This window comes from Cuneatibacter caecimuris (assembly GCF_004216775.1).
Lineage (GTDB): Bacteria > Bacillota > Clostridia > Lachnospirales > Lachnospiraceae > Cuneatibacter > Cuneatibacter caecimuris.
Genome location: NZ_SGXF01000002.1, coordinates 223,518 through 248,297, shown reverse-complemented (window position 1 = coordinate 248,297; position 24,780 = coordinate 223,518). Strand labels below are relative to the sequence as shown.

General features: G+C 50.4%; 18 protein-coding genes and 2 pseudogenes. All 20 read left to right on the top strand.

The window, feature by feature from the left end:
- Positions 1-216: 216 nt before the first annotated feature.
- The gene (locus EV209_RS07400) at positions 217-2,853 is read left to right on the top strand and encodes an EAL domain-containing protein (protein ID WP_130434631.1); all 2,637 of its coding nucleotides are present in this window, start codon (positions 217-219) and stop codon (positions 2,851-2,853) included.
- 149 nt (positions 2,854-3,002) lie between these two features.
- Positions 3,003-5,162, top strand: a complete 2,160-nt coding sequence (locus EV209_RS07395) for a hybrid sensor histidine kinase/response regulator (RefSeq protein WP_130434629.1) — start codon at positions 3,003-3,005, stop codon at positions 5,160-5,162.
- A 1-nt stretch (position 5,163) separates the two neighbouring features.
- Positions 5,164-6,945 (top strand): type 2 periplasmic-binding domain-containing protein, encoded by a 1,782-nt coding sequence (locus EV209_RS07390; RefSeq protein WP_165388854.1) that lies wholly within the window; start codon positions 5,164-5,166, stop codon positions 6,943-6,945.
- Positions 6,946-7,085: 140 nt separating this feature from the next.
- Positions 7,086-8,009, top strand: coding sequence for a nucleotidyltransferase family protein (locus tag EV209_RS07385; protein ID WP_130434625.1), 924 nt, complete (start codon positions 7,086-7,088; stop codon positions 8,007-8,009).
- Positions 8,009-9,121, top strand: a complete 1,113-nt coding sequence (locus EV209_RS07380) for a phosphotransferase enzyme family protein (RefSeq protein ID WP_130434623.1) — start codon at positions 8,009-8,011, stop codon at positions 9,119-9,121. Before EV209_RS07385 ends, EV209_RS07380 begins: the two co-directional genes overlap by 1 nt.
- 454 nt (positions 9,122-9,575) lie before the next feature.
- The gene (locus EV209_RS07375; protein WP_130434621.1) at positions 9,576-10,016 is read left to right on the top strand and encodes a GNAT family N-acetyltransferase; all 441 of its coding nucleotides are present in this window, start codon (positions 9,576-9,578) and stop codon (positions 10,014-10,016) included.
- A gap of 168 nt (positions 10,017-10,184) precedes the next feature.
- On the top strand, positions 10,185-10,829 hold the full coding sequence (locus tag EV209_RS07370; protein ID WP_207220584.1) for a DNA-3-methyladenine glycosylase family protein: 645 nt from the start codon (positions 10,185-10,187) through the stop codon (positions 10,827-10,829).
- A pseudogene (locus EV209_RS17080) lies at positions 10,826-11,017 on the top strand (Ada metal-binding domain-containing protein); the annotation flags it as partial. The gene EV209_RS07370 and the pseudogene EV209_RS17080, both read left to right, overlap by 4 nt.
- A gap of 33 nt (positions 11,018-11,050) precedes the next feature.
- A complete protein-coding gene (locus EV209_RS16645; RefSeq protein ID WP_243647549.1) occupies positions 11,051-11,404 on the top strand; it encodes a helix-turn-helix domain-containing protein in 354 nt (117 codons plus the stop codon).
- Positions 11,397-11,750, top strand: coding sequence for an antibiotic biosynthesis monooxygenase family protein (locus EV209_RS07360; protein ID WP_130434615.1), 354 nt, complete (start codon positions 11,397-11,399; stop codon positions 11,748-11,750). Before EV209_RS16645 ends, EV209_RS07360 begins: the two co-directional genes overlap by 8 nt.
- A gap of 26 nt (positions 11,751-11,776) precedes the next feature.
- A complete protein-coding gene (locus EV209_RS07355; protein ID WP_130434613.1) occupies positions 11,777-12,316 on the top strand; it encodes a methylated-DNA--[protein]-cysteine S-methyltransferase in 540 nt (179 codons plus the stop codon).
- The gene (locus tag EV209_RS07350) at positions 12,313-13,074 is read left to right on the top strand and encodes a class I SAM-dependent methyltransferase (protein WP_130434611.1); all 762 of its coding nucleotides are present in this window, start codon (positions 12,313-12,315) and stop codon (positions 13,072-13,074) included. The genes EV209_RS07355 and EV209_RS07350 overlap by 4 nt, the downstream gene beginning before the upstream one ends.
- A 480-nt stretch (positions 13,075-13,554) precedes the next feature.
- Positions 13,555-14,271, top strand: a complete 717-nt coding sequence (locus tag EV209_RS07340; RefSeq protein WP_130434607.1) for a ClpP family protease — start codon at positions 13,555-13,557, stop codon at positions 14,269-14,271.
- Positions 14,272-14,315: 44 nt separating this feature from the next.
- Complete coding sequence (locus EV209_RS07335) at positions 14,316-17,147, top strand: FtsK/SpoIIIE family DNA translocase (protein WP_243647537.1); 2,832 nt, start codon at positions 14,316-14,318, stop codon at positions 17,145-17,147.
- A 19-nt stretch (positions 17,148-17,166) separates the two neighbouring features.
- On the top strand, positions 17,167-18,837 hold the full coding sequence (locus EV209_RS07330) for a formate--tetrahydrofolate ligase (RefSeq protein WP_130434603.1): 1,671 nt from the start codon (positions 17,167-17,169) through the stop codon (positions 18,835-18,837).
- Between the two features lie 32 nt (positions 18,838-18,869).
- Positions 18,870-20,411: a UDP-N-acetylmuramoyl-L-alanyl-D-glutamate--2,6-diaminopimelate ligase gene (locus EV209_RS07325; RefSeq protein WP_130434601.1), complete on the top strand. Its 1,542-nt coding sequence runs from the start codon at positions 18,870-18,872 to the stop codon at positions 20,409-20,411.
- Positions 20,408-21,757: pseudogene (locus EV209_RS16965) on the top strand (UDP-N-acetylmuramoyl-tripeptide--D-alanyl-D-alanine ligase); the annotation flags it as partial. The gene EV209_RS07325 and the pseudogene EV209_RS16965, both read left to right, overlap by 4 nt.
- A 24-nt stretch (positions 21,758-21,781) precedes the next feature.
- Entirely contained in the window at positions 21,782-22,633 is an 852-nt protein-coding gene (gene folD, locus EV209_RS16960) for a bifunctional methylenetetrahydrofolate dehydrogenase/methenyltetrahydrofolate cyclohydrolase FolD (protein ID WP_243647548.1), read from the top strand.
- 92 nt (positions 22,634-22,725) lie between these two features.
- Positions 22,726-24,228 carry a 4Fe-4S dicluster domain-containing protein gene (locus EV209_RS07315; protein ID WP_130434597.1) on the top strand — a complete coding sequence of 501 codons (1,503 nt, stop codon included), beginning with the start codon at positions 22,726-22,728 and terminating at the stop codon, positions 24,226-24,228.
- Positions 24,221-24,739, top strand: coding sequence for a nitroreductase family protein (locus EV209_RS07310; RefSeq protein ID WP_130434595.1), 519 nt, complete (start codon positions 24,221-24,223; stop codon positions 24,737-24,739). Before EV209_RS07315 ends, EV209_RS07310 begins: the two co-directional genes overlap by 8 nt.
- The last annotated feature ends 41 nt before the right edge of the window (positions 24,740-24,780 follow it).

The window sequence follows — 24,780 nt, the reverse complement described above, 5'->3', positions numbered from 1 at the left end:
AACATTTTTCCCTGTAAAAAGCCATAATAATAGTTGAAAATCTTTCTGTCACCCTTTATAATACAAGTTAGGTATATATGGACAAGGTGTGAATTTTTACGATTATCCAGAAGTGCAAATTGTTCCCATTATCTTCATGACCGCTGAAGCGGCTATTCTGTACGGAGCGGAAAATCATACTTTTGAAGTTACAGAGGAAAAGGGGGTAATATACGGATGCAAATTCTGAAGACAGTATTGATCGTGGAGGACAACGAGATCAATCGCGAGTTGCTGCATACGCTGTTGGCTTCTGAGTATCAGGTTTTAGAGGCAGAAAACGGACAGGCGGCGCTTGATGTTTTAAAAATCCGGTATGAGGAGATTGCACTGATTCTATTGGATATCAATATGCCCGTTATGGATGGATATACGTTCCTGTCCCAAGTCAAGGGGAATTCGTTGTTTTCTTCTATTCCTGTCATTGTGACGACCCAGAGCGACAGTGAGGCGGATGAAGTGAGCGCCCTGTCCCACGGCGCCAGTGACTTTGTGCCTAAGCCGTACAAGGCTCAAATCATCCTTCATCGGGCGGCCAGTATTATCCGTCTGCGGGAAAATGCCGCGATGATCAATCAACTGCAGTATGATCGCCTTACGGGCCTGTTCTGCAAGGAGTTTTTCTATCAGCGGGTGCGGGAAATTCTACAGTTGTATCCAGAACGCAAATTCAATATTATTGCATCTGATATTGAAAACTTCAAGCTGATCAACGATATTTTCGGCGTAGCGGCGGGAGACCGGCTTTTGCAGGGTATTGCGGATCAGTATCGTCAAATTGTTGGGGACAGAGGTATCTATGGACGCCTGAATGCAGACCAGTTTGTCTGTCTGCTGGAAAAAAATGGAGAATATACAAACGATATGTTTGCCAGAACCCTGGAAAAGGTTAATGCGCTTCCTAACGCCCAGAAGGTAGTCATGAAATGGGGGGTTTATTATATTGAAGACCGGATGACCCCTGTGGAGCAGATGTGCGACCGGGCTCTTTTGGCGGCACATGGCATAAAGGGACAATATGGGAAGCATTTTGCAGCCTATGACGATAAACTGCGGGGCGAATTGCTGCGCCAGCAGGCTATTATTGACAGCATGGAAACCGCCCTGTCAGATGGCCAGTTTCTGATCTACCTGCAGCCCAAATACAGAATCAGGGACAATAAGCTGGTGGGAGCGGAAGCGCTTGTTCGCTGGAATCATCCGGAATGGGGATTACAATTTCCGGATGAATTCATTCCTTTATTCGAAAAGAACGGGTTTATTGCCAAGCTGGACCAATTTATCTGGGACAAAGCCTGCGCTATTCTGAAGGAATGGGATGATAGGGGATATTTGCCCATATCCATTTCGGTGAATGTCTCCAGGGCGGACATTTACAATATCAATATTTCTGAAATTCTGATGGGTACAGTCCGCAGGTATGGACTGAGGCCCTCCCGGCTTCATCTTGAGATCACAGAAAGCGCCTATACGGAACAACCTTGCCAGATTATCGAAACTGTGAGAAGGCTGCGCGAATTGGGATTTGTAATTGAAATGGACGATTTCGGCAGCGGGTATTCTTCCCTGAATATGCTGAATCAGATGCCTCTCGATATTTTAAAATTGGATATGAAGTTTGTTCAGGGCGAAACGGGAAAAAGCGTAGGGCAGGGCATCTTGCAGACCATTGTGGAACTTGCGCGCCGGATGCGGCTGAGCGTGGTGGCTGAAGGGGTGGAAACCAAAGAACAGCTGGACCGGGTGACGGAAACCGGATGCGATTATGCGCAGGGGTATTATTTTGCAAAACCTATGCCGGCTCAAGATTTAGAAGCGTTGTTAAAAGACAGGAAGGCTGAGGAGCGGCAGAAGGAAGATGAGTGCAGCGAGCATCCGCACTTTAGTATCAGTCTCAGGCCCATGCGGCAGTTCCTTATAGTAGCCGATGAGGATCCGCATTATCGGAATACAGTGGAAAAAACATTTCTCAGGCACTTTAAGGTTGAATACTGTGCGGAAGCGGATTCTCTTTTAGCTTATGTCGCCAGGCATAAGGATCAGATTGCCGCTGCTCTTATCAGCAGGACACTGCCAGGGTTGGAGGGATCTGCTGTGTATGAGAAACTCAAAAAGGAATTGTCTGTATGGAAGATACCGGTTTTGGTAACGGGAACGCAGGATTCGGAAGCAGAGGAGCGGGCATTTGAACTGGGGGCTTTCGATTATGCAGATAAGCCGCACACCACAAAGAGCCTTCTTAAAAGGACGCTGCACGCGATACGGCTGTCGTCCTTTCAGGAGAGGGAAAACACGCTGCAGAACGAAGCCAACCAGGATCATATGACTGGATTTCTGAACCGCCGTGGATTGGAAGCAGCGATCCGTACGATGGGAAAAGAGGATACTCCGTTTGCGTTCTGCCTGTTCGACCTGGATAACTTAAAGCAGACCAATGACACTCTGGGCCATACAGAAGGGGACCGGCTTATCCTGGAGGTTACCAGGCTGATTCGCGCACAATCCAGAAAAAGCGATATTCTGGCCCGGTTCGGAGGCGATGAATTCATCGTGATCCTAAAGCAGATACAATCGGCAGACGTTGTGGTGAAGAAAACGAAAGAAATCTGCCGGGCGCTGAAAAAGATCGCGTTTGAACAGGACATACAGGCTTCTGTCTCTGTGGGCATTGTTATTTCAGACAGTATGGAAAATGGGATGGAGGGAGTATTCAAACGGGCGGATATGGCGCTGTACCATGCAAAAATAAATCATAAGGGCAGCTGCTGTCTTTGGGAAGGTGAGATTGGAGGCACATCGAAACCTTCTGTTTAAAAATATTTAGGCTGAGACTGGTGAGTATTATATAAATTGGAGAAAATGAATGAGGAATAATTTTTATAACTGCAATATTGAGGAAATATTCAGGCCTTTTTTCTTTGTAGCTGCGCTGAAATCTAGCACAGAAAAAAAGGAGAAGGCCTGTGAGTGATAAAATAAAGAAAACTGCGTCTCATAAGCGTAATTACATATTTCCGCTGATGCTGGTCGCCGTTGTACTGGTGCTGGTACTTAGCATACTGTTTGCTTCTTCTTTGGACGAACAGCTATACATACAGCGGCTGTACAGTATGGAACAAAATGTGAAAAAAAGCTCGGAATTGGTGAATCTTTCCATTAAAAACGAATGGGAGAAGCTGCACCAGCTGGTCTATACAATACAGCGGTTTCCGGCGCGCAGCACCCAGGAACTTCTGGACAACCTGGTAGATATGAGCCAGAACAGTGAAGCCCATTCTCCCTGGACTTTTAGCTGCATAGATTCCGGCAGCAGCAGTTACAACTGGGAGGGCACTGTCACTCGCTGGCCATTGCCAAAGATGCTGCCAACTGATCTACCTGACCATCAGATTGCAATACGTGAATCCAATACAGACGGAACTGAGCAGATGCTCTTTCTTCAGCGGCTGCCGCAGCCTATTCTGCTGAACGATGGAGTTACGCTGACGCATGTCGCTCTGACAATCGACATGAACATTTTGCTCCCAGAACTGGAGGTTTCGTCTTTTGGCGCGGGCAACTCCACCTACATCACAAAGACAGACGGCACGCGGCTGTATCATCAAACCTCCAATACAGAGGTCCTGCCTGCCTATAATGTTATAACAGCGCTGAATAACGCCGAATTTTTGTACGATACCACTTATGAGGCGCTGGTGGATGCAGTGGAACGGCAGGATTTTTTTACAGGGGAGATACTCCTTGAGGATATGCGTTATTTCGTTTCCAGCGCACCTGTCGCGGAGCGTTGGGCAATGGTCCTATTCATACCGGAGGAAAATGTAAGCGGCGGTACAACGGAACTCGTGCAGAAGCTGATTCTGCAGATGGCTGGAATCGCCTTTGCGCTGTCTGTTGTACTGATTTTGTTTATGCGTCTGAACGCACGCAGAACCCTGGAAGCGCAGCAGACAGCCCTGCGAGAGGCGGAGCGGGCCAGCCGGTCCAAAAGCGAATTTCTCTCCAATATGTCCCATGATATCCGCACGCCTCTGAACGGTATTATGGGGATGTGCCATCTTGCCATACGGGACTACGATGACCCATCCGGTTACCTGAATAAAATTGACCAAAGTTCCCATCAGCTGATGCTGCTCATTAACGATATTCTGGATATGTCCAGGATCGAACAGGGCAAGGTGGAAGTCCGCACTGCGCCCCTGGATATTCATGTGCTGCTGCGCGGATGCATTACAAACATTGAGGCTTTGGCAAGACAAAAAAATATTGAGGTCAGGGTAGATACCGGCGGGCTGATTGATTGCTGGGCAGAGAGTGACGAGCTGCTGCTCAATCAGATTCTTACTAATTTGCTGGGCAATGCAGTGAAATTCACCCCGGAAAAGGGGGCCATCACCTTGAGAGCCGCCCAGGAGAGCCCGCAGAATGGGGTTGCCCTGTACACATTTGAGGTGCGCGATACCGGGATCGGTATGTCCGCGGAGTTTGTGGCCCGTATGTTTGAACCCTTCAGTCAGGAAAACAGCGACAGCCGCACGCAGTATAAAGGCACAGGGCTGGGGCTGTCTATTGTCAAAAGCCTGGTGGAAAAGCTTCAGGGAGATATCCTGGTGGAGAGCGCCCCTGGGAAAGGGAGCCGCTTTTCCGTGATTCTTCCGATGACTGTAACACTGCCGGTTCAGGATTCCGAAGCGTTTGGGGAGCTGTCGGATCAGGGAACGGTAACCGGAATGCATGTGCTTCTGGCAGAGGATAATGAACTGAACCGACTGATCGCATCGGACATCCTGGAAGAATTGGGCTTGATTGTGGATACAGCTGCTGACGGACAGCAGGCTGTGGACCGGTTTGCCGCTTCTGCCGAAGGGCAGTATCATATCATATTCATGGACTTGCGTATGCCGGTGATGGACGGCCTGGCTGCTGCCCGGGCCATTCGCTGCCTGCCGCGCAGCGATGCCAACGTGCCCATTGTAGCGATGACGGCAGATGCGTTTGCCGAGGATGTGGAGAAGACCCGGGCAGCCGGTATGAATGACCATTTGGCCAAGCCTCTGGATCTTGGCAGGCTCAAGGCCGTTCTCTATAAATATCACCCTGACAGAAAAAGAGGAGGAAATTAATTTGAAAAAAACAACTATTTTATTCCGTATGCTGACTACAGCACTGCTTGCCGTTGTACTGACGGGAACTCTATGTGGGTGTGGAGGCAAAGCAGAGGATCATTCCCTCAGCATTCTGACACCCAACCAGGGAATTGAACCGCTTCTGGACAAGCTGACTGCAGAAGACCCTGATGTCATCTTTGATGTACAGCCCTATTATGGGGCCGCTGTTTCTGTATATATCCAGGAACGATTTGAGCAGAATGATCTGCCTGATATTATTCTTGCCTCCTACGCGCCGGAAGGCAGCATTCAGAAGGAGACCCTGCTGGACCTCTCTGGCTATGGCTTTGTACAGAACTATAAAGCAAGTGTCCTAACGAATCTCTCGGTGGACGGCGGGATCTACATGCTGGAGGGCCCCACCAGCGCTCGGGGAATCGCCTATAACAAAACACTGTTTGCAGAGAAAGGATGGAATGTTCCGACCAACCACGAGGAATTTATTTCTTTAGTAAAAAATATCCATGCTGAATCAGACATCATGCCAATGACCCTGCCCGGAGTATATTCCGGAACCTATTTTACCCTGATGAGCGAATTGTCCCACTGCGACTTCCTGATGACGGCGGACGGCGTTACCTGGGCGCGGGAATTCGCGGAAGGAGAGGCGTCCTCCCGGGAGGGCTTCGGCACTGGCCTTGCACTGCTGAAGGATTGGGTGGACGCCGGGATATTCGACGCCGAACAGACAGATATGAGCGATCAGCAGGGCATAAAAATGTTGATTAACCGCGAATGCGCAATGACATATCTGGTGGGCGGGCAGTCATTTTTCCTGGGGAAGATCAGGGAATCCTCGGATGAGTTCGGGACCTTTCCAATATATGGTCTAGGCGAGGATAGTGAATTCTGCGCCACGAACTATGGGCTTAAGATCGGCCTCAACAAGCGCCTGGGTGAACCTGGCAATGAGAAAAAGCTGGAAAACGCTCTGAAGCTGCTGGAGATGTTTTCCACCGAGGAAGGTCAGGAACTGTCCCGTTCCAGTGAAGCGGATATTTTACCTCTTGTGGGTTCCACAGCCCAGCTGCCAGAGGAATTTGCTCCTCTCAATGAAACTATGAACCGAGGCCATGCCGCACCGTTTCTGTACTCTGGTTATGAGGACCTGCTTGCCATTACGGGAGAATACCTCCGGGAGTCTGTCACCAACGGCGGTGATTTGGACGGAGCATTTGAACTGATGGATTCCATTCGTCAGGATACTATTAAAAATCAGAATACCGTCAACACTCTGGCCACGGTAAGCGAGGATCTGACAACAGAACAGACTGCGCGCCTGGTGGTCAATGCGCTCTATGCCACAGGACTTGGGGACATTTCGCTTTGTACAGTACAGCGGTATACCCCGGGGATACGATTGGTTGCGGCGGCCAACGGCAAATACTATAAGGGCGATTTGGACACTAAGAACATTGATATACCTATTGGCCCCCGATATAATGATCCGGTCTCCACCAGGGATATGACTGGTTCCGAGATCAAGCAGCTTATGGAAACGGGACTTGTCGTTACCAACGATGCGGGCTGCTCCGATTATTTGCCCTTTATCAGCGCAGGGTTGGACCCGGAAAAGCTAAATGACGGGGAAATCTACACGGTAGTCTTTTCCCCCAGTGACTGCGGCGAAAAGTCGCCGTTGGAGAAGACTACAGTCCCCAGTGAAATTATCTGGAAGGAATTTTGGCGTGAGTATATAACGGGACTTGGTACTATTACGCCTGATTGTGCACGGTAAGAAGGATACAATCGTGTAAAAAATGAGAAAAATAAGATAAAGATTTTGATGGCCGGAAGAACTATACTAAGGGTAACTGAAAGGGCATGGCGCCGACCCCGGAAGTGACTGACAGATTATAGAGGGAGCAGAGAATCACAATGAAAAAACCTGTACTGGTCATTATGGCAGCAGGCATGGGAAGCCGCTACGGCGGTCTGAAGCAAATCGATCCCATAGACAGCTGCGGAAATATTATCATGGATTTTTCTATTTTTGACGCAAAACGCGCCGGCTTTGAAAAAGTGGTGTTTATCATCAAAAAAGAGGATGAAGAAGATTTTATGGAGGCGATCGGGCGCCGGATTGGGCGGCAGATTGAAACAGACTATGTTTATCAGGACCTTCAGGACCTGCCTTCAGGATTTACTGTGCCGGAAGGAAGAGTGAAACCCTGGGGAACGGCCCAGGCGGTAATGAGCTGCCGTTTGGCAGTGGACGGTCCGTTTGCAGTGATTAATGCGGACGACTATTACGGCCCCCAGGCGTTCCGGGCGATATTCGACTACCTGTGCCAAAAGGGAGGGGATGAATCCCGGTGCGCTATGGTGGGTTATATTCTGAAAAACACCCTGAGTGAAAACGGGCATGTGGCCAGAGGCGTATGTACAGTGGACGGAGAAAGGCATTTGGCAGAAATCAGGGAAAGAATTCATATTGAAAAAACTCCTCAGGGCGCGGCCTATACGGAAGATGGCGGAAAAACCTGGACCGGTATCTCGCCCGAGAGCATTGTATCCATGAATCTGTGGGGTTTTCCCAAAGGAATTCTGCAGGAGCTGGAAAATGGCTTCCAGGCTTTCCTGGAAAAAAATCTGACGAAAAATCCGTTGAAGTGTGAGTATCTGCTGCCCGGAAGAGTGGGAGAGCTGTTGGAGCAGGGAAAAATTACTGCAGAAGTGCTGCAGTCCCCGGACAGGTGGTACGGGGTCACTTATCAGGAGGATAAGGCTAAGGTGGTACAGGCAATCCAGGCTTTAAAAGACAGCGGCCTCTATCCGCAGAACTTGTGGGAGGAACAGTGATGCAGGAATTATGGAACTGGCAGGAGATTTTAGGGCAGTTTGAACCGGAAGGGAAAATTGCGGAAGTAATCCCGTACGGAAGCGGCCATATCAATGATACTTTCCGCGTCACGATGGAAGAAAAATCCGGGAGGAAACGCTATATTCTTCAGCGGATGAACGTCAATATTTTTTACGATCCCAGGGCACTGATGGAAAATATCGTGAATGTCACCTCATTCCTGCGAAAAAAAATTTTGGAAAGAGGCGGTGATCCGGATCGGGAAACGCTGAATGTGATCCCATCCAGGGCAGGCGAGAGCTTTTATCAGGATATGACCGGAAACTACTGGAGGCTTTACCGTTTTATTGAAAATGCCACTAGCTATGACCAGGCGGAGAGGCCGGAGGATTTTTACCAGAGCGCCCTGGCGTTCGGCCGTTTCCAGCAGCAGCTGGCGGACTTTCCGGCAGGCAGCCTGCATGAAACGATTCCGGATTTTCACAATACTCCGGCGCGCCTGGAAGCATTAAAAAAGGCTCTGGAGGAAGACAAATGCGGCAGGGCGGCGCAGGCAGGGAATGAAGCGCGTTTCATTCTGGAGCGGGAAGCGTTTACTCATATTTTGTCAGATAAATTAAAATGCGGTGAAATCCCTCTCCGGGTAACCCACAATGATACGAAGCTGAACAATATCATGATCGACAACGGGACCGGAAAAGGAATTTGCGTGATTGATCTGGATACGGTGATGCCGGGGCTGGCGCTGCATGATTACGGTGATTCCATCCGGTTCGGCGCCAGCACGGCTGCGGAAGACGAAACAGACCTGTCCAAAGTGTCCTGCGATATGGAGCTGTTCGAAGCTTATACAAAAGGATTTCTCGAAGGATGCGGCAAAAGTCTGACTACTGCGGAACTGTCCCTGCTGCCGGTGGGTGCGAAGATGATGACACTGGAATGCGGGATGAGGTTTCTGACAGATTACCTTCAGGGGGATACTTATTTTAAAATCCACTGGGAGGGGCAAAATCTGGCACGCTGCCGCACACAGCTGAAACTGGTACAGGACATGGAAGAAAAGTGGGAGCAGATGAATGCTATTGCGGCGAAATATCGTCATAAGGGCTGATCTGATATAAAGTCCGGTCCGCCGGACTCTCTCGCTGAAGCGCGGTCGCTTTAGCTGCGCATCCCCCGGAGGGAGTCGCAAAGAGGCGGAAGAGAAAGCTCCGGAGGCTCGATGCCTTACGGCAAATAGCCTCCTCCGCTTTTTCTTCCGCCTCTCTGCTGAGGGGGCTTCTGGCTGAGGCTCTGTTTGATAAAAAATGACATTTGCCTGCAAAAACAATTTTACTACTTGGTCCTGTTGGAGTGAGAAGAATAAGCACAAGCATTATCTTGAGCAAACCTACGATGTTATCACTCTAACAAATGTTGAGAATTTGTAAATTCTGGGCTTTGGAGTGAGACTAATAGACCGAAGCATGCTATAATATAGCCATGGTTCGGAATTTTTTGCTGGCTTTTTCCGTCTATATAGATAATGAAACAGTTTGACAAATGAAAGTTTGTGGAGGAAAATAATGGATATAAGGAAAATTACTGATAATAAGAAAAAGTATATAGACCTGCTATTACTGGCTGATGAGTCTGAAGCCATGATAGATAGATACCTTGAACGCGGTGAAATGTTTGTTTTGGATGACGATGGCGTGAAAGCTGAATGTGTAATCACACAAGAAGATATCGGCGTTTATGAACTGAAAAACATTGCTGTTTTGCCTAATTACTGGCGAAAAGGGTATGGGAGAAAACTGATAGAATTTATATTCACTCATTGCTCAAGTTGCAATGTTATGTTTGTAGGAACGGGTGACTGCTATTCGTCGCTGTCCTTTTACAAAAGCTGTGGTTTCAAAGAATCGCACAGAGTAAAGAATTTTTTTGTAGATAATTATGACCATCTGATGTTTGAAGACGGAGTACAATTAGTAGATATGGTTTATCTAAAATGGGAGCGATAAATTAGAATTGACCGAGCAGAGCGAGGGATGCTTCTTGAACGCAAGTTCAAGAGGATGGTGTTGCGATAACTTAGAATTTAATGAGATCAATATATAAAATTAGATTTCCAAAAACGAAAAGAAATTATCGCTCCAAAGTGCTATTCTTTCGTTATGGAGGTGAATCATTTGTACTTTCGTTATGGTGAAAAAGAAATAGATTATTTGAAATCTAAGGATAAAAAATTAGCAGCGGTCATTGACCGAATTGGACATATCGACCGTAAAGTTGATAATGATTTATTCTCATCCGTTGTCCATCATATCATTGGACAGCAGATCTCAACTGCAGCGCAGGCAACACTATGGAATAGATTGTCTGATAAAGTTGGTGATGTAAGCGCTGATAGTATCTCGTCGTTAAACCGTGATGAATTACAATCTATAGGCATGACCTACAAAAAGGCAGACTACATTCTGGACTTCACCGGGAAGGTCAGAGAGGGTTCCTTTGATATATCTGCTCTGGATCATATGGCAGATGAACAGGTAATTCAGGAATTGTCTTCTCTAAAGGGGATTGGTGTCTGGACTGCGGAAATGATTATGACATTCTGTATGCAGCGTCCCGATGTGGTCAGCTATGGAGATTTGGCTATTATACGGGGAATGCGTATGCTGTATCGCCATAAAGAAATAGATAGGGCAAAGTTTGAACGATACCGAAAAAGATATTCCCCTTATGGTACAGTTGCCAGCCTTTATCTATGGGCAATCGCAGGAGGTGCGATTCCTGAGCTTACTGATCCTGCACCAGCGAGGAAAAAATCATGACGGAACAGGAAATGTGGCAGGCAGTTTTGAACAATGATGCGGGATATGACGGCGTTTTCTTTTACGCTGTAAAAACGACAGGAATATACTGCCGTCCTTCCTGTAAGTCAAAACCACCCAAAAAGGAAAATATCTGTTTCTTTGAAACATCAGAGCAGGCAAGAAAAGCCGGATTTCGTCCCTGCAAACGCTGTAGAAGTGATTTGATCGACTATCAGCCCATGAAGCAGATCGCCGAGGATGTAAAATGCAAAATTGAAAAAGTCTATCGTGAGCAGGCTGATTTGTGCAAAAAACTGAATGAGGTTGGCATCACGGGACGGCGTCTTGCTGATATTTTTAAGGATGAATACGGAATGACACCAAAAGCCTATGCCGACCATCTCCGACTAGCAGAAGCAAAACGGCTTTTGAAGGACACCGATAAAAAAGTAATTGATATTGCCTACTCGGTTGGATTTGGCAGTTTATCGGCGTTCTATAGCTTTTTCAAAAAAGAAGAAAAGATCACGCCGTCTGAATACCGGAGAGAAAGTAAAAACAAAAAGAAAACAGGAGATTTTCGACATGAGTAAAGTGATTGTATTGTTTGAAGTAAAACCTACAAAGGTGGGAATGCAAAAATATCTTGATAACGCCGCAATGTTAAAGTCTATGTTGTCCGGGTTTGAAGGATTTATTCGTGCAGAAAGGTTTTTAAGTCTGAACGAGGAAGGAAAATTGCTGTCTATGAATGTCTGGACAGACGAAATGGCAGTAGAACGCTGGAGAAATGTGATGGAGCATCGTATGTGCCAAAAGGAAGGAAAAGAACAACTGTTTGAAAGCTACAAAATTACAGTGTGTTCGGCTATTCGTGAGTATACGGATGTGGATAGAGAGGAAGCGCCTAAAGATTCCAATGAGTATATGGGAAAATAGATGGTGTTGAAAAGAGGTGTAAGGCGATGAAGTACAAATATTATTACAAAACACCTGATGGTTTTTCGGATATTTGGATGAACAGCGATGGAGAATTTCTTACAGGTTTATGGTTTGAAGGTTCAAGAGATGCAGCCAAGCATTGTATTGACTGCGCAGAAAAGCTACTTCCGGTTTTTGAAGATACGATGAAGTGGTTGGATTTATATTTTGAAGGAAAAAAACCGGATTTTGTTCCGAAATACAAAATAGAAAACCTTACGGACTTTCGGAAGGAAGTCATGGAATATATGCTGTCAATTCCCTATGGGGAAACGCTAACATATGGAGACATCGCAGGAGACATTGCGAAAAAACGGGGAATTGAAAAGATGTCTTCCCGTGCAGTTGGCGGTGCTGTCGGGTGGAATCCTATTTGCCTCATAGTTCCCTGCCACAGGGTGGTAGGCTCAAATCGCTCTTTGACAGGTTACGGTGGAGGTATTAAGAATAAAATTGCACTGCTTAAACTGGAACAAAATGATATGGACAAATTTATTATTCCAAAGAAAGGGACGGCACTATGAATAACTACGACAAAGTAAAAAAGTCATTTGGAAAGCAGGCGGAAAAATTTGCAGCATATCATATGTCTAAGGTAGAATACACCGATTATTTGATAGGGCGGATTAATGCAGAAGGCAATGAACACACATTGGAGGTTGCAGCCGGAACCTGTATATGCGGGAGAGCCCTGGCACCTTATGTAAAAGATGTTATTTGCTTGGATTTGACGGAAGAGATGCTTGAGCAGGGAAAGAAACTTGCTGAAAAAAATCATATTCAAAACATATCTTTTGTTATAGGTAATGCAATGAAATTACCCTATGATGACGGTTCCTTCGACCTTGTCATTACAAGACTGTCTCTGCATCATTTTACAGAACCGCAAAAACTTTTTGGTGAGATGCAAAGAGTGCTAAAAAACGGCGGGAAATTAGTGGTCTGGGATATGGAAGCTGCAGCAGAGGAATTGAGAGAAAGTGATGATGCCATAGAAAAAATGCGTGATGATTCCCACACACGAATATTGAGCCGGGAGGAATTTGTATTGCTGTATCAGGATGAGTTTGATCTTCAAGTGAAGGAAACAACTCTTGTACCTGTGAATCTTCAAAGTTGGATGGAACTGACAGATACGCCTGTGGATATTCAAAAACATATAGTTGAGCTTATGACTGCTGATATAAATGGCGGTGTAAAGACAGGCTTTGAGCCATATTGGAAAGAAGGGCAAATATGGTTTGACCATAGATGGTTGTTACTAATCGGTGTAAAAAAATAAAGAATGAGTATTCGTCAAATTCCAGTTTGGCGGAATGAAGAATTTGATTTTAGGGAGTGACGATTATGAAAAAAATACGGATTGTGTGTGTAGTCATTTTGATGATAACGCTGCTAATTTCAGGCGTAAATATCTTTCTTACACCTCTCTCTGATGTAATCGTGAGAATCGACCATATCATAATGCTTATTGCGATAGCTACCATTGCTTTTTGCAGTATCAGAATCAAAAAAGAAAACAGATAAAAGCTCGGTTCTATTTCTCTTTGACAAACAAAAATTTGGTGAACTGAACCGCATATACTGACTGATAGGAGCAAGGCCGAAATATACCCTGCTTCTTTTTATTTCCCAAGGGCATTCACAAAAAATTGTTTTGCTGAATAGCCCTGTTATTTTTTGCGCATCCTGAAGGGAGATAATAAAATCTGATGTGTATCGGGAGTTTTCCGGTGAGTGATCAAGGAGGCTTGGAATTAATATGGGAGAAACTGAAAACAGACAGGAACAGGAAAAACAGCAGCAGGAGCAGATCAGGGATAACGGGCAGCTGACGCTTCAGGAACCGGGCGGCAGCAGGATTCACCTGCTTTCTGTAATTGGGGAAATTGAGGGGCATGATAATCTTTCTGCCAACTCTAAAACGACAAAATATGAGCATGTGCTGCCGAAGCTGGCCCAGATAGAGGATGATCCTTCTATCCGCGGGATGCTGGTGCTTCTGAATACTATGGGAGGCGATGTGGAGGCGGGTCTGGCGATTGCTGAAATGATTTCCTCTATTTCCATTCCTACGGTATCGCTGGTTTTGGGAGGCAGTCATTCTATTGGCGTGCCGCTGGCGGTTTCTACGGACTATTCTTTTATTGTGCCCACAGGAACCATGCTGATTCATCCGGTGCGGCTCAGCGGAATGGTGATTGGCGCGCCTCAGACTTATGAGTATTTTCAAAAGATTCAGGACCGCATTACCGGATTTATTTCTGCTCACAGCAGGGTTTCACAGGACCGGGTGGAACAGATGATGATGGAAACAGGGCAGATGACTAAGGATCTGGGGACGATTCTGGTGGGGAAGGAAGCGGTGGAAGCCGGGCTGATCAACGAGGTGGGCGGAATCCGGGAAGCTTTCGACAAGTTATACCAGCTCATGGGGCGGGAGCGGGAAATTACAGGTGACAATTCCGGGAAAAAATGATATACTGATTGAGATATTCCAAAAAGAAACAGGGGGAATCAGTTTTGGCTGGACAAGCAGTAAGAAAAAAACAAACGTCAGCGAAAACATCCGGAAAGACCGGCGCTTCCGGAAGGAAAAAAACAGCTGCCAGAAGCGGCTCTGCAAAGAAAAGCAGCTCCGGGCGCGGAGGGCGGAATCAGAAGAAAAAAGGGATTTCCTTTGGCAACGAAATTCTGATTCTGGCTACTCTGGCAGTATCTGTTCTATTTATATTATCAAATTTTGGATGGTGCGGCGTAGCAGGAGAATATCTGAAATCTGCCAATTTGGGCATTTTTGGATGGTTCGGTTATGTGACGCCCTTTTTGCTGTTCCTGATGGTATGTTTTTTGATCGCGAATCAGGATATCCGGGGAATCGGGCTGAAGGCGGCGGGCGCCGTGGTGCTTGCGGCTGCCCTTTGCGGAATCGGGCAGATGTTCGCCTATCCGTCATTTGATCCGTATATGACTGTTGCGGATTACTATGCCGCGTCCAGAGACGGCAGCGGCGGCGGTGTGGTGGGCGGCCTGATGTGCATGGCGCTCTGCCCTTTTTTGGGCGCGGTGGGCAGCTATGTGGTGCTGGCCGCTCTGGCCGTAATCGGCCTGGTGCTGCTGACGGAACGGTCTTTTCTCATCTTGCTGCAGAAAAGCTCCAGAAAGGCGTATGATACGTCGCGCCGGGCCTATGACACGGTGAAGGAGGATATGCATTATCATCAGGAGCTCCATGAGGTGCGCAGAGAGAGCCGGAAAGAAGAGCGGGCCAGAAGAAAAGAAGAAGAGCTGGCGGAACTTCGCAGAAAACAGGAAGAGGCCAGGAAGGCCCGATTTGAAACTCCTGTTACCGGAGTGACTCCGGCCACCCGGCTGAAAAAGACTGAGACCCGGGAGGCGCCGGAACTGCTGAATCCTTCGGAAGCGGCGCTGCCGCCGGAAGAGATTCTGCGCGGCGAAAGGATGGAGGAGTTTACGCAGTCCAGGAAAAGCCCGGACGAATTCTATGGGGCAATCAGCGGCCTCCATCCGGAAGAGCCGGAAGAGGAAGTGGTGCAGGCCGGCAGGGACAGCCGCAGCGACCGGGAGCTGGAAGAACTGGAACAAAATCACAGGACCCGCCATATGGGCTCTGTAACGGTTTCCGTCTCGGAAGAAGAGACGAAGGAGGCGCCGTCCTTTTCCGTGCTTTCGGAGGATACGCAAGAGGCCGGATCCAGGCAGAAAGAGCCGGAGGATGCGGATGAGTATAAGACTGTAGTGACAAAGAGCGGCAAGGTGATCACAGTGGAGCTGGACGGCGTGCCGGGAGAGAGGAAGCTGCCGCCGCCGGAACCGAAGCAGGAGTCGGAAGAAGCTTTTGTCAGGCCTGACCCTTACATAGAGCTGAAAGAATACGAGTTTCCCCCTCTGACGCTGTTAAAGCGGGGAGCGGCTCCCAAAGGGGCGAAAGGGCTGGACAGGGAGCTGAAGGAGACAGCCATTAAGCTGCAGCAGACCCTGCAGAATTTCGGCGTGGGCGTCACGGTCACCAATATCAGCAGAGGGCCTGCCGTGACCCGGTATGAGCTGCAGCCGGAACAGGGGGTAAAGGTGAGCAGGATTGTGGCGCTGACCGATGATATTAAGCTGAACCTGGCGGCTGCGGATATCCGTATGGAGGCGCCGATTCCAGGAAAAGCGGCGATCGGCATCGAGGTGCCGAATAAAGATAATTCTGTGGTGATGCTGCGGGATATTCTGGAAGGGGAAGATTTTAAAAAATATCCTTCCCGTCTGGCATTCGCGGTGGGTAAAGATATCGCGGGGCAGACAGTGGTGGCGGATATCGCGAAAATGCCCCATCTGCTGATCGCCGGGGCAACGGGCTCCGGTAAATCTGTATGTATCAATACGCTGATTATGAGCATTATTTACAAAGCGAAGCCGTCTGAAGTGAAGCTTCTGATGGTAGACCCCAAGGTGGTGGAGCTCAGCGTGTACAACGGCATCCCCCATCTGCTGATCCCTGTGGTGACAGATCCCAAAAAAGCAGCAGGCGCTCTGAACTGGGCGGTGGCGGAGATGACGGACCGCTACAAAAAATTCGCGGAATGGAACGTCCGGGATATGAAGGGATACAATCAGAAGGTTGAAGAAGCGCTGAAAACCGCCGGCAGCCCGGAAGGGCTGAATAAAATGCCTCAGATTGTGATCATTGTGGACGAGTTGGCGGATCTGATGATGGTGGCGTCCGGGGAGGTGGAGGACGCGATCTGCCGTCTGGCGCAGATGGCCCGGGCGGCGGGTATCCATCTGGTGATCGCCACGCAGAGGCCTTCTGTCAACGTGATTACCGGCCTGATCAAGGCGAATGTGCCGTCCAGAATTGCGTTTGCAGTTTCTTCCGGCGTGGACTCCCGTACCATCATTGATATGAACGGCGCGGAAAAGCTGCTGGGCAAAGGAGATATGCTGTTTTACCCTTATGGGTATCAGAAGCCGGTGCGCATACAGGGCGCTTTTGTTTCGGACCAGGAGGTCAGCAATGTGGTAGAATTCCTTTCCGGGCAGACAAACGTGATTGGCGGAGGTCACAGCGACGTGAATCTGGAGGCGTCCGGTCCGGGAACAGCCGAGACAGGCGGGCCGGGCCATGGCGGGGACAAGGATGAATATTTCGCACAGGCCGGCCGGTTTATCATTGAGAAAGATAAAGCGTCTATCGGCATGCTGCAGCGGGCGTTTAAAATCGGTTTCAACCGGGCGGCGAGAATCATGGACCAGCTGGCGGAAGCCGGCGTTGTGGGTGAGGAAGAAGGAACGAAGCCCAGGAAGATTTTGATGACGATGGAAGAATTTCATGAAATCATATAATCATATGGAGGTTCAGAAGATGAAAACAGATATTCAAATTGCACAGGAGGCGCAGATGATTCCGATTACAGAGGTCGCTGCCCCTTATGGAATCAGCGGGGACGACCTGGAACTGTACGGAAAGTACAAGGCAAAGCTGTCGGATGAGCTCTGGGAAGAGGTAAAGGACCGGCCTGACGGTAAGCTGGTGCTGGTGACAGCCATCAATCCTACTCCGGCAGGAGAGGGGAAGACAACTACCAGCGTGGGGCTGGGCCAGGCCATGGCGAAGCTGAATCAGAAGGCCATGATCTGTCTGCGGGAACCTTCGCTGGGCCCCTGCTTCGGCATCAAGGGCGGCGCGGCCGGCGGCGGCTACGCCCAGGTGGTTCCCATGGAGGACCTGAATCTCCACTTTACCGGAGATTTCCATGCCATCACTTCCGCCAACAACCTGCTGGCGGCTATGCTGGACAACCATATCCAGCAGGGGAACGCCCTGAACATCGACACCAGGCAGATTGTGTGGAAGCGCTGCCTGGACATGAACGACCGGGTGCTGCGCAATGTGGTGGTAGGCCTGGGCGCCAAAGCGGACGGGTATGTGCGTGAAGACCATTTTGTGATTACCGTTGCCTCAGAAATTATGGCGATTCTCTGCCTGGCAAATGATATGGCAGACCTGAAAGAAAGACTGGGAAAGATCATTGCTGCATATACTGTAAGCGGAGAGCCTGTAACCGCCGCACAGCTGAATGCGGTGGGCGCGATGGCGGCCCTCTTAAAGGACGCCATTAAGCCGAACCTGATCCAGACGCTGGAACACACGCCTGCGTTGGTTCACGGAGGGCCGTTCGCCAACATCGCCCATGGGTGCAACAGCGTGCGCGCTACTAAGACTGCGTTGAAGCTGGCGGATATCGTGATCACAGAGGCAGGGTTCGGCGCGGATCTGGGGGCTGAGAAATTCTTCGATATTAAATGCCGCAAATCCGGATTAAAGCCGGACGCAGTGGTGCTGGTGGCCACAGTGAGAGCGCTGAAATACAACGGCGGCGTGCCTAAACAGGAGCTGGCAAAGGAAAATCTGGATGCGCTGGCAAAGGGGATCGTAAATCTGGAAAAGCATATTGAAAACCTGCAGAAATTCGGGGTTCCTGTGGTAGTGACGCTGAACGCCTTTGCCACTGATACCCAGGCGGAGTATGAATTTATCAGAGATTTCTGCCAGGAGAGGGGCTGCGAATTCGCACTGTCCGAAGTCTGGGCAAAAGGCGGGGAAGGCGGCATGGCTCTGGCTGAAAAGGTGCTGGAGACTTTGCAGAGTAAGGAAAGCCATTACCATCCTCTCTACGAGCTGGATCTCCCGCTGAAAGCCAAGATTGGGACCATTGCCAGAGAAATTTACGGCGCGGACAACGTAGTATACGCGCCTGCGGCTTCCCGGATGCTGGCACGCTTAGAAGAGCTGGGCTTTGGCAATCTGCCCGTCTGCATGGCGAAAAACCAGTATTCTCTGTCAGACGACGCTTCCAGGCTGGGGCGTCCCACCGGCTTTGATATCACGATCCGCGAGGTATATGTGAGCGCGGGCGCTGGATTTATTGTGGCGCTGACCGGAAATATCATGACCATGCCAGGGCTTCCCAAGACTCCGGCTGCCTTCGGCATTGATGTGGATGACAGCGGCAGGATTACAGGACTTTTCTGATTGTAGAATTTGAGGAAAAGGCAGGTAGTAAAATGACCTTTAGAGAATTGCGGACGCAGTTTTCTTACAAGGTGATAAAGGGAAATGACCGGAGATACATATCATCCGTGACAGATGATTCGAGAAAAACAGAGCCGGACGGGATCTTTGTATGCCTGTCCGGCCCTTGTGAAGGCGGGGAGGATTATGCCAGAGAAGCGGCTGGCAGAGGGGCGGCCTGCATTGTGGCCGGGCCGGAATTGTGCGGGCTGCTGAAAAAAAACTGGCGGGAACCCGGCTCCGCGCTGATAGAAACAGAAGATGTCCGGGCGGCGCTGGCGGATCTGGCGGCCGCCTGGAACGGCCGTCCGGCAGAGCGGCTGGAGATTATAGGCATTACAGGGACAAAGGGAAAGACCACCACTGCTTTTATGCTCCGCGGAATTCTGGAGAGAAGCGGCAGAAAAACCGGACTGATCGGGACAAACGGCGTCTGGACCGGCAGAGAGCACAGGAGCCTGCGCAATACCACGCCCGGCGCCCTGCTGCTGCAGGAGCTGCTGGCGGAAATGGTGCGGGAGGGCTGTACCCATGTGGTGATGGAGGTGTCTTCTCAGGCCCTGAAACAGCAGCGGACAGCAGGCATCCGTTTTGCCTGGGGCATCTATACCAACCTGTCGCCGGACCATATCGGCGCAGGGGAGCATGCAGATTTCAATGAATATAAAGCCTGTAAGATGAAATTGTTCGGCCAGAGCCGCAGGGCTCTGCTCAATGGGGACGACCGGTATGCGGATGAAATGTCCCAGGCATTTTCGGGAGTTCCGCTGGTGGCCAGGACGGAGCCGGAAAAAGGGCATCTCTGCGACTACGCCAGAAGGCTTCAGGTGTTTGGAAGAGCGGATTACAGAGCCAGTCAGATCCGGCTCTGGAGAGAACCCGGCGTGTTCGGGGTCCGCTTCTGGATCACCGGAAGGTTTGGAAAAATGGAATGCAGAACGCCCCTGCCGGGCCGCTTTTCTGTTCAAAACGCGTTGCTGGCGGCGTCCTGCGCGCTGGAATGCGGCGTCAGGCCGGAGGACGTTCAGAAGGCTCTGGAGGACGTCAGAATCAAAGGCAGGACAGAAGTGGTGTGGCAGGATGAGACGAAAACAGTCCTCATTGACTATGCCCACAATGCTGTGAGCCTGCAGTCCGTGCTCTGTACGCTCAGGTCTTACAGTCCCAGACGTCTGGTCTGTCTGTTTGGCTGCGGCGGGGACCGGGATCACGAACGGCGGGAGCAGATGGGGGAGGTCAGCGCCCGCTTCGCGGACTTGAGCATTATTACAGAAGACAATTCCCGGACTGAGGACCCGAAACAGATTATCGGGGAGATTTTGTCCGGCATACATAGAGGCAGCGGATTTTACCGGGTAATTCCGGACAGAAAGGATGCGATCCGGTATGCGCTGACCAACGCCAAAAGGGGCGATGTGATCCTGCTGGCGGGAAAAGGACATGAAGATTATCAGGAGACAGGAGGAATCCGCCGGCCGTTTTCAGAACACGCGCTGGTGAAAGAAATCTGTCAGGAAGAAAGGAGAAATACATGAGGCTTACAGTAAGAGAAATTGCGGAGGCGGCAGGGGGAAAGGTGCTCTGCGGAAACCCGGAGACCATCTGTCTGCATCTCTGCACAGATTCCCGCACGGTGCAGGAAGGGGATTTGTTTGTCCCTGTCATCGGCGCCCGTGTGGATTCTCATGAGATGATAAAGGCGGCTCTGGAAGCAGGAGCGTCAGCGGCGCTGACCAGCAGGCATAAAGAGATGAAAGATTCTTCCGGCAAGGCCTGGATCGCGGTGGAGGATACCGTGAAGGCCATGCAGAAAATCGGCGCGCTATGCAGGAAAAAATCAGCGGTTCCGGCGGTGGGCGTTACGGGCAGCGTGGGAAAAACCACCACCCGGGAGATGATTGCCGCGGCATTGTCCGCCGGGAAGCGGGTGTTTAAAACGGCAAAGAATTTAAACAGCCAGATCGGCGTGCCTATCACTCTTTCGGAGATTGGCCCGGAGGATGAGGTCGCGGTGCTGGAGCTGGGGATCGGCGAACCGGGAGAGATGGAAGTGATCGCCGGAATTTCCGGGGTAAACGCGGCTGTTGTGACCAATATTGGCGTAGCCCATATCGAGCTTCTGGGATCTCAGGATAATATATACCGGGAGAAAATGAAAATTACGGCAGGGATGAAGCCGGGGGACCCGTTGTTTTTCAACGGGGACGATCCGATCCTCCGGGCCCATAAAGAAAGCGCAGGTTTCCCTGTAATCCTCTGCGGCACGGGGGAGGACTGCGATTATCGGGCGGAAGAAATTGTGCCCAGGCAGGACCGGGTTTCCTTCATGATGAAATACAAAGGGAAAAGCCTTCCGGTAGAATTGTCTGTGCCCGGCAGGCATAATGTGATCAACGCGCTGATCGCTCTGGCAGTGGCAGATTATTTCGGAATTCCTGTGGAGTGCGCGGCGGAGAAGCTGAAGGAATTCCGCGGATTTGCCGGCAGGCTGCAGTACTCCGCGGCTAATGGCGTGGAGATTCTGGACGATACCTACAATGCCAGCCCCGCGTCCATGCTGGCAGGGCTGAACGTCCTGGCGGATATGGCATGTGAGGGACGGCGGATTGCCGTATTGGGAGATATGCTGGAACTGGGGCCGGATACAGGCAGATATCATGAGGAAGTAGGAGAGAAGCTGGCGGGACTGAAGGTGGATCTGGTGATGACGGTAGGAGAGCTGGCGGCCCGGATCGGCCGGACCGCGCTGAAAGCCGGGTCCGGAGCGAGGGTGATGAATTTTAAAGATACAGAAGAGGCGAAACCCGCGCTGCTGGCCCAGGTTCAGAGAGGGGACTGCGTGTATCTGAAAGCATCCAGAGGGATGCATCTGGAGGAACTGGTACAGGCGCTGGAAGGCCGCTGTATGAAGATCGACGGTAAAGCCATTGCCCGTCAGATTAAGGAGGAGTGCAGAGAAAGGGCCCAGTCGCTGAAAGAAAAAGGGATTCAGGTGAACCTGGCTGTGATTCAGGTGGGGTCTGACCCGGCCTCCAGCGTATACGTGCGCAATAAAAAACGCGCCTGTGAAGAAGTGGGAATCGGTTCTTTGTCCTATGAGCTGCCGGAAGAAACCACAGAACAGGAATTGCTGGAACTGATCCGGGAGCTGAACGAAAGAAAGGAGTGCAGCGGCATTCTGGTGCAGCTGCCTCTGCCGGACCAGATCGACGAAAAAACAGTGATTAACGCCATCAGCCCGGAAAAGGATGTGGACGGCTTCCATCCGGTGAGCGTTGGAAAAATGCTGATCGGGGAACCAGGCTTTCTGCCCTGTACGCCTGCAGGGGTGATTCAGCTGCTGAAGCGTTCCGGCGTCGCCATAGAGGGAAAACGCTGCGTTGTGGTAGGCAGAAGCAATATTGTGGGAAAACCCATGGCCGTGCTGCTTTTAAGAGAGAACGGCACGGTGACTGTGGCTCATTCCAGAACAAAGGATCTGAAAGCGGTCTGCCGGGAAGCGGATATCCTGGTAGCGGCGGTGGGAAAACCCAGGATGATTACAGAAGAGTACATTAAGCCGGGTGCCGCGGTGATCGACGTAGGGATTCACAGGGACGAAAACAACCGGCTCTGCGGGGATGTGGATACCGTCAGGGCGCGCAGAGCGGCAGGAGCTGTGACGCCGGTGCCGGGGGGCGTGGGGCCCATGACCATCGCAATGCTGATGGATAACTGCATCCGCTCGGCGGAAAAATTATTTACTGGAATTTCCTGAAAAAAGTGGTATACTGGTAGCAAACAGAGAATGTAGCCTGCACCCGAAGGGGGAGCGGGCTGTTTCTCCATAAAAGACAGGAGGGCCAATGTATGCGAGGGATAGACACGCCGCTGAGAAAATTGAGAAAACAGGTTTTTACAGGAATTGCAAAGCTGGCTTACAGTGGGGAAGATATTAAAAGAATCGAAGAAATCCCATATCGGATCACCCCGGGCGATGTGCCGATCTATCGGGAGAGTATCTATCGTGAGCGGGCGATTGCATCAGAACGGCTTCGTTTGGCCATGGGGATGTCCCTCAGGCCGGAGGATAAGCCGGTACATATCACCCAGGGGATCGAAGAGAGCGATATTGCGGAAAAGTATTATGAACCGCCGCTGATGCAGGTGATACCATCTGCCTGCAACGCCTGTGAGCACAACGTATATGAAGTAAGCGACCAGTGCAAGGGCTGCGTGGCCCACCCCTGTATGGAAGTATGCCCGAAAGGCGCCATTTCCATGGTGGACGGAAGATCCCATATCGACCAGAGCAAATGCATTAAATGCGGCAAATGCAAGCAGCACTGCCCTTACGACGCCATTGCCTGGAAGCGCCGCCCCTGTGCGGACGCCTGCGGGGTGAACGCCATTGTCAGCGACGATTTGGGAAGAGCTAAAATTGATAATGATAAATGTGTTTCCTGCGGCATGTGTATGGTCAGCTGTCCTTTCGGAGCAATAGCCGATAAATCGCAGATTTTCCAGCTGATCCGTGCAATGCAGACCGGCAAAAAGGTGATTGCGGAAATTGCCCCTGCTTTTGCGGGCCAGTTTGGCGATGCGGCGACGCCCGGCAGGGTGAAGGCCGCGCTGCTGGATCTCGGTTTCGCGGACGTCTATGAAGTAGCCCTGGGCGCGGATATGGGGGCTATGGCAGAGGCAAAACACTATGTGGAAAAAGTGGTTTCCGGTGAACTGCCGTTTCTTCTGACTTCCTGCTGCCCGTCCTGGTCCGTGCTGGCTAAGAAATATTTTCCGGAAATGATCAGCAATATTTCAAATGAGCTGACGCCTATGGTGGCTACTGCCCGTACCATTAAAGAAAAACATCCGGATGCCCTTGTGGTATTCATCGGCCCCTGCGCGTCTAAAAAACTGGAAGCATCCCGTACCAGCGTGCGTTCGGATGTGGATTTTGTGATCACTTTTGAAGAGCTGAATGGTATGTTTGCGGCGAAGGAGATTGATTTTGACATCATGCCGGAGGACGAAATGGAGGACGCCACAGGGGCGGGCCGGGGATACGGCGTAGCCGGAGGCGTGGCGGCTGCCATTGAAAAATGTATTCAGGAGTACTATCCCGGAACAGAAGTGAAAATAGAACACGCGGAAGGGCTGGCGGACTGCAAGAAAATGCTGATGCTGGCAAAGGCCGGTAAGAAGAACGGCTGCCTGATTGAAGGGATGGGCTGTCCCGGAGGCTGTGTGGCAGGGGCAGGGACGATTCTGCAGGTGCCGAAAGCAGCGGCAGAGGTGAGGAAGTACTCTGCATCCGCAAAACAGCAGATTCCGGAAGAAGAAAACTGGCAGGGAGGATCAGAACATGAATGAAGTGATGCAGAATATTGTGACAAGAAGAAGTGTACGGAAATTTACAGACCAACATATCAGCGCAAAAGAGCTGGAACAGATTGTGGAAGCTGCGGTTTATGCGCCCAGCGCCATGAACCGGCAGAGCTGGCATTTCACGGTGATCCGCAGCAGGGAGAAGATTCAGAAGCTGGCAGCCGCCATCGGCGGGGTGTTGGGAAATGCCGCATATAACTGCTACGAGCCTGATACAATGATTTTAGTAGCAGCTGACAGGGACAATGCCAACGGCCAGCTGGATACGGGCTGCGCCATGGAAAATATTTTCCTGGCAGCGCACTCTCTCGGGATCGGTTCCGTGTGGATCAATCAGGCCAGGGGGATCTGCGACGAGCCGGCAGTGCGCGGCGTGCTGGAGGAATATGGCGTGCCAGATACTCATGTGGTGTGGGGCATGGCGGCGTTGGGCTACGCGGCGGAGACGCCGGCTGATAAGCCCCGCAGTGCTGGAACTGTAAATTATGTAGAATAAAGCAGACTGCTTTTCCGGCAGTGAACAGAAGAGGGAACGCG

Excerpts from the sequence above, each read along its gene's own strand:
- EV209_RS07400 (WP_130434631.1), top strand. The coding sequence starts at position 217 with ATGCAAATTCTGAAGACAGTATTGATCGTGGAGGACAACGAGATCAAT.
- EV209_RS07385 (WP_130434625.1), top strand. The coding sequence starts at position 7,086 with ATGAAAAAACCTGTACTGGTCATTATGGCAGCAGGCATGGGAAGCCGC.
- EV209_RS07380 (WP_130434623.1), top strand. The coding sequence starts at position 8,009 with ATGCAGGAATTATGGAACTGGCAGGAGATTTTAGGGCAGTTTGAACCG.
- EV209_RS07375 (WP_130434621.1), top strand. The coding sequence starts at position 9,576 with ATGGATATAAGGAAAATTACTGATAATAAGAAAAAGTATATAGACCTG.
- EV209_RS16645 (WP_243647549.1), top strand. The coding sequence starts at position 11,051 with ATGAAGCAGATCGCCGAGGATGTAAAATGCAAAATTGAAAAAGTCTAT.
- EV209_RS07360 (WP_130434615.1), top strand. The coding sequence starts at position 11,397 with ATGAGTAAAGTGATTGTATTGTTTGAAGTAAAACCTACAAAGGTGGGA.
- EV209_RS07355 (WP_130434613.1), top strand. The coding sequence starts at position 11,777 with ATGAAGTACAAATATTATTACAAAACACCTGATGGTTTTTCGGATATT.
- EV209_RS07350 (WP_130434611.1), top strand. The coding sequence starts at position 12,313 with ATGAATAACTACGACAAAGTAAAAAAGTCATTTGGAAAGCAGGCGGAA.
- EV209_RS07340 (WP_130434607.1), top strand. The coding sequence starts at position 13,555 with ATGGGAGAAACTGAAAACAGACAGGAACAGGAAAAACAGCAGCAGGAG.
- EV209_RS07330 (WP_130434603.1), top strand. The coding sequence starts at position 17,167 with ATGAAAACAGATATTCAAATTGCACAGGAGGCGCAGATGATTCCGATT.
- EV209_RS07325 (WP_130434601.1), top strand. The coding sequence starts at position 18,870 with ATGACCTTTAGAGAATTGCGGACGCAGTTTTCTTACAAGGTGATAAAG.
- folD (WP_243647548.1), top strand. The coding sequence starts at position 21,782 with ATGAAGATCGACGGTAAAGCCATTGCCCGTCAGATTAAGGAGGAGTGC.
- EV209_RS07315 (WP_130434597.1), top strand. The coding sequence starts at position 22,726 with ATGCGAGGGATAGACACGCCGCTGAGAAAATTGAGAAAACAGGTTTTT.
- EV209_RS07310 (WP_130434595.1), top strand. The coding sequence starts at position 24,221 with ATGAATGAAGTGATGCAGAATATTGTGACAAGAAGAAGTGTACGGAAA.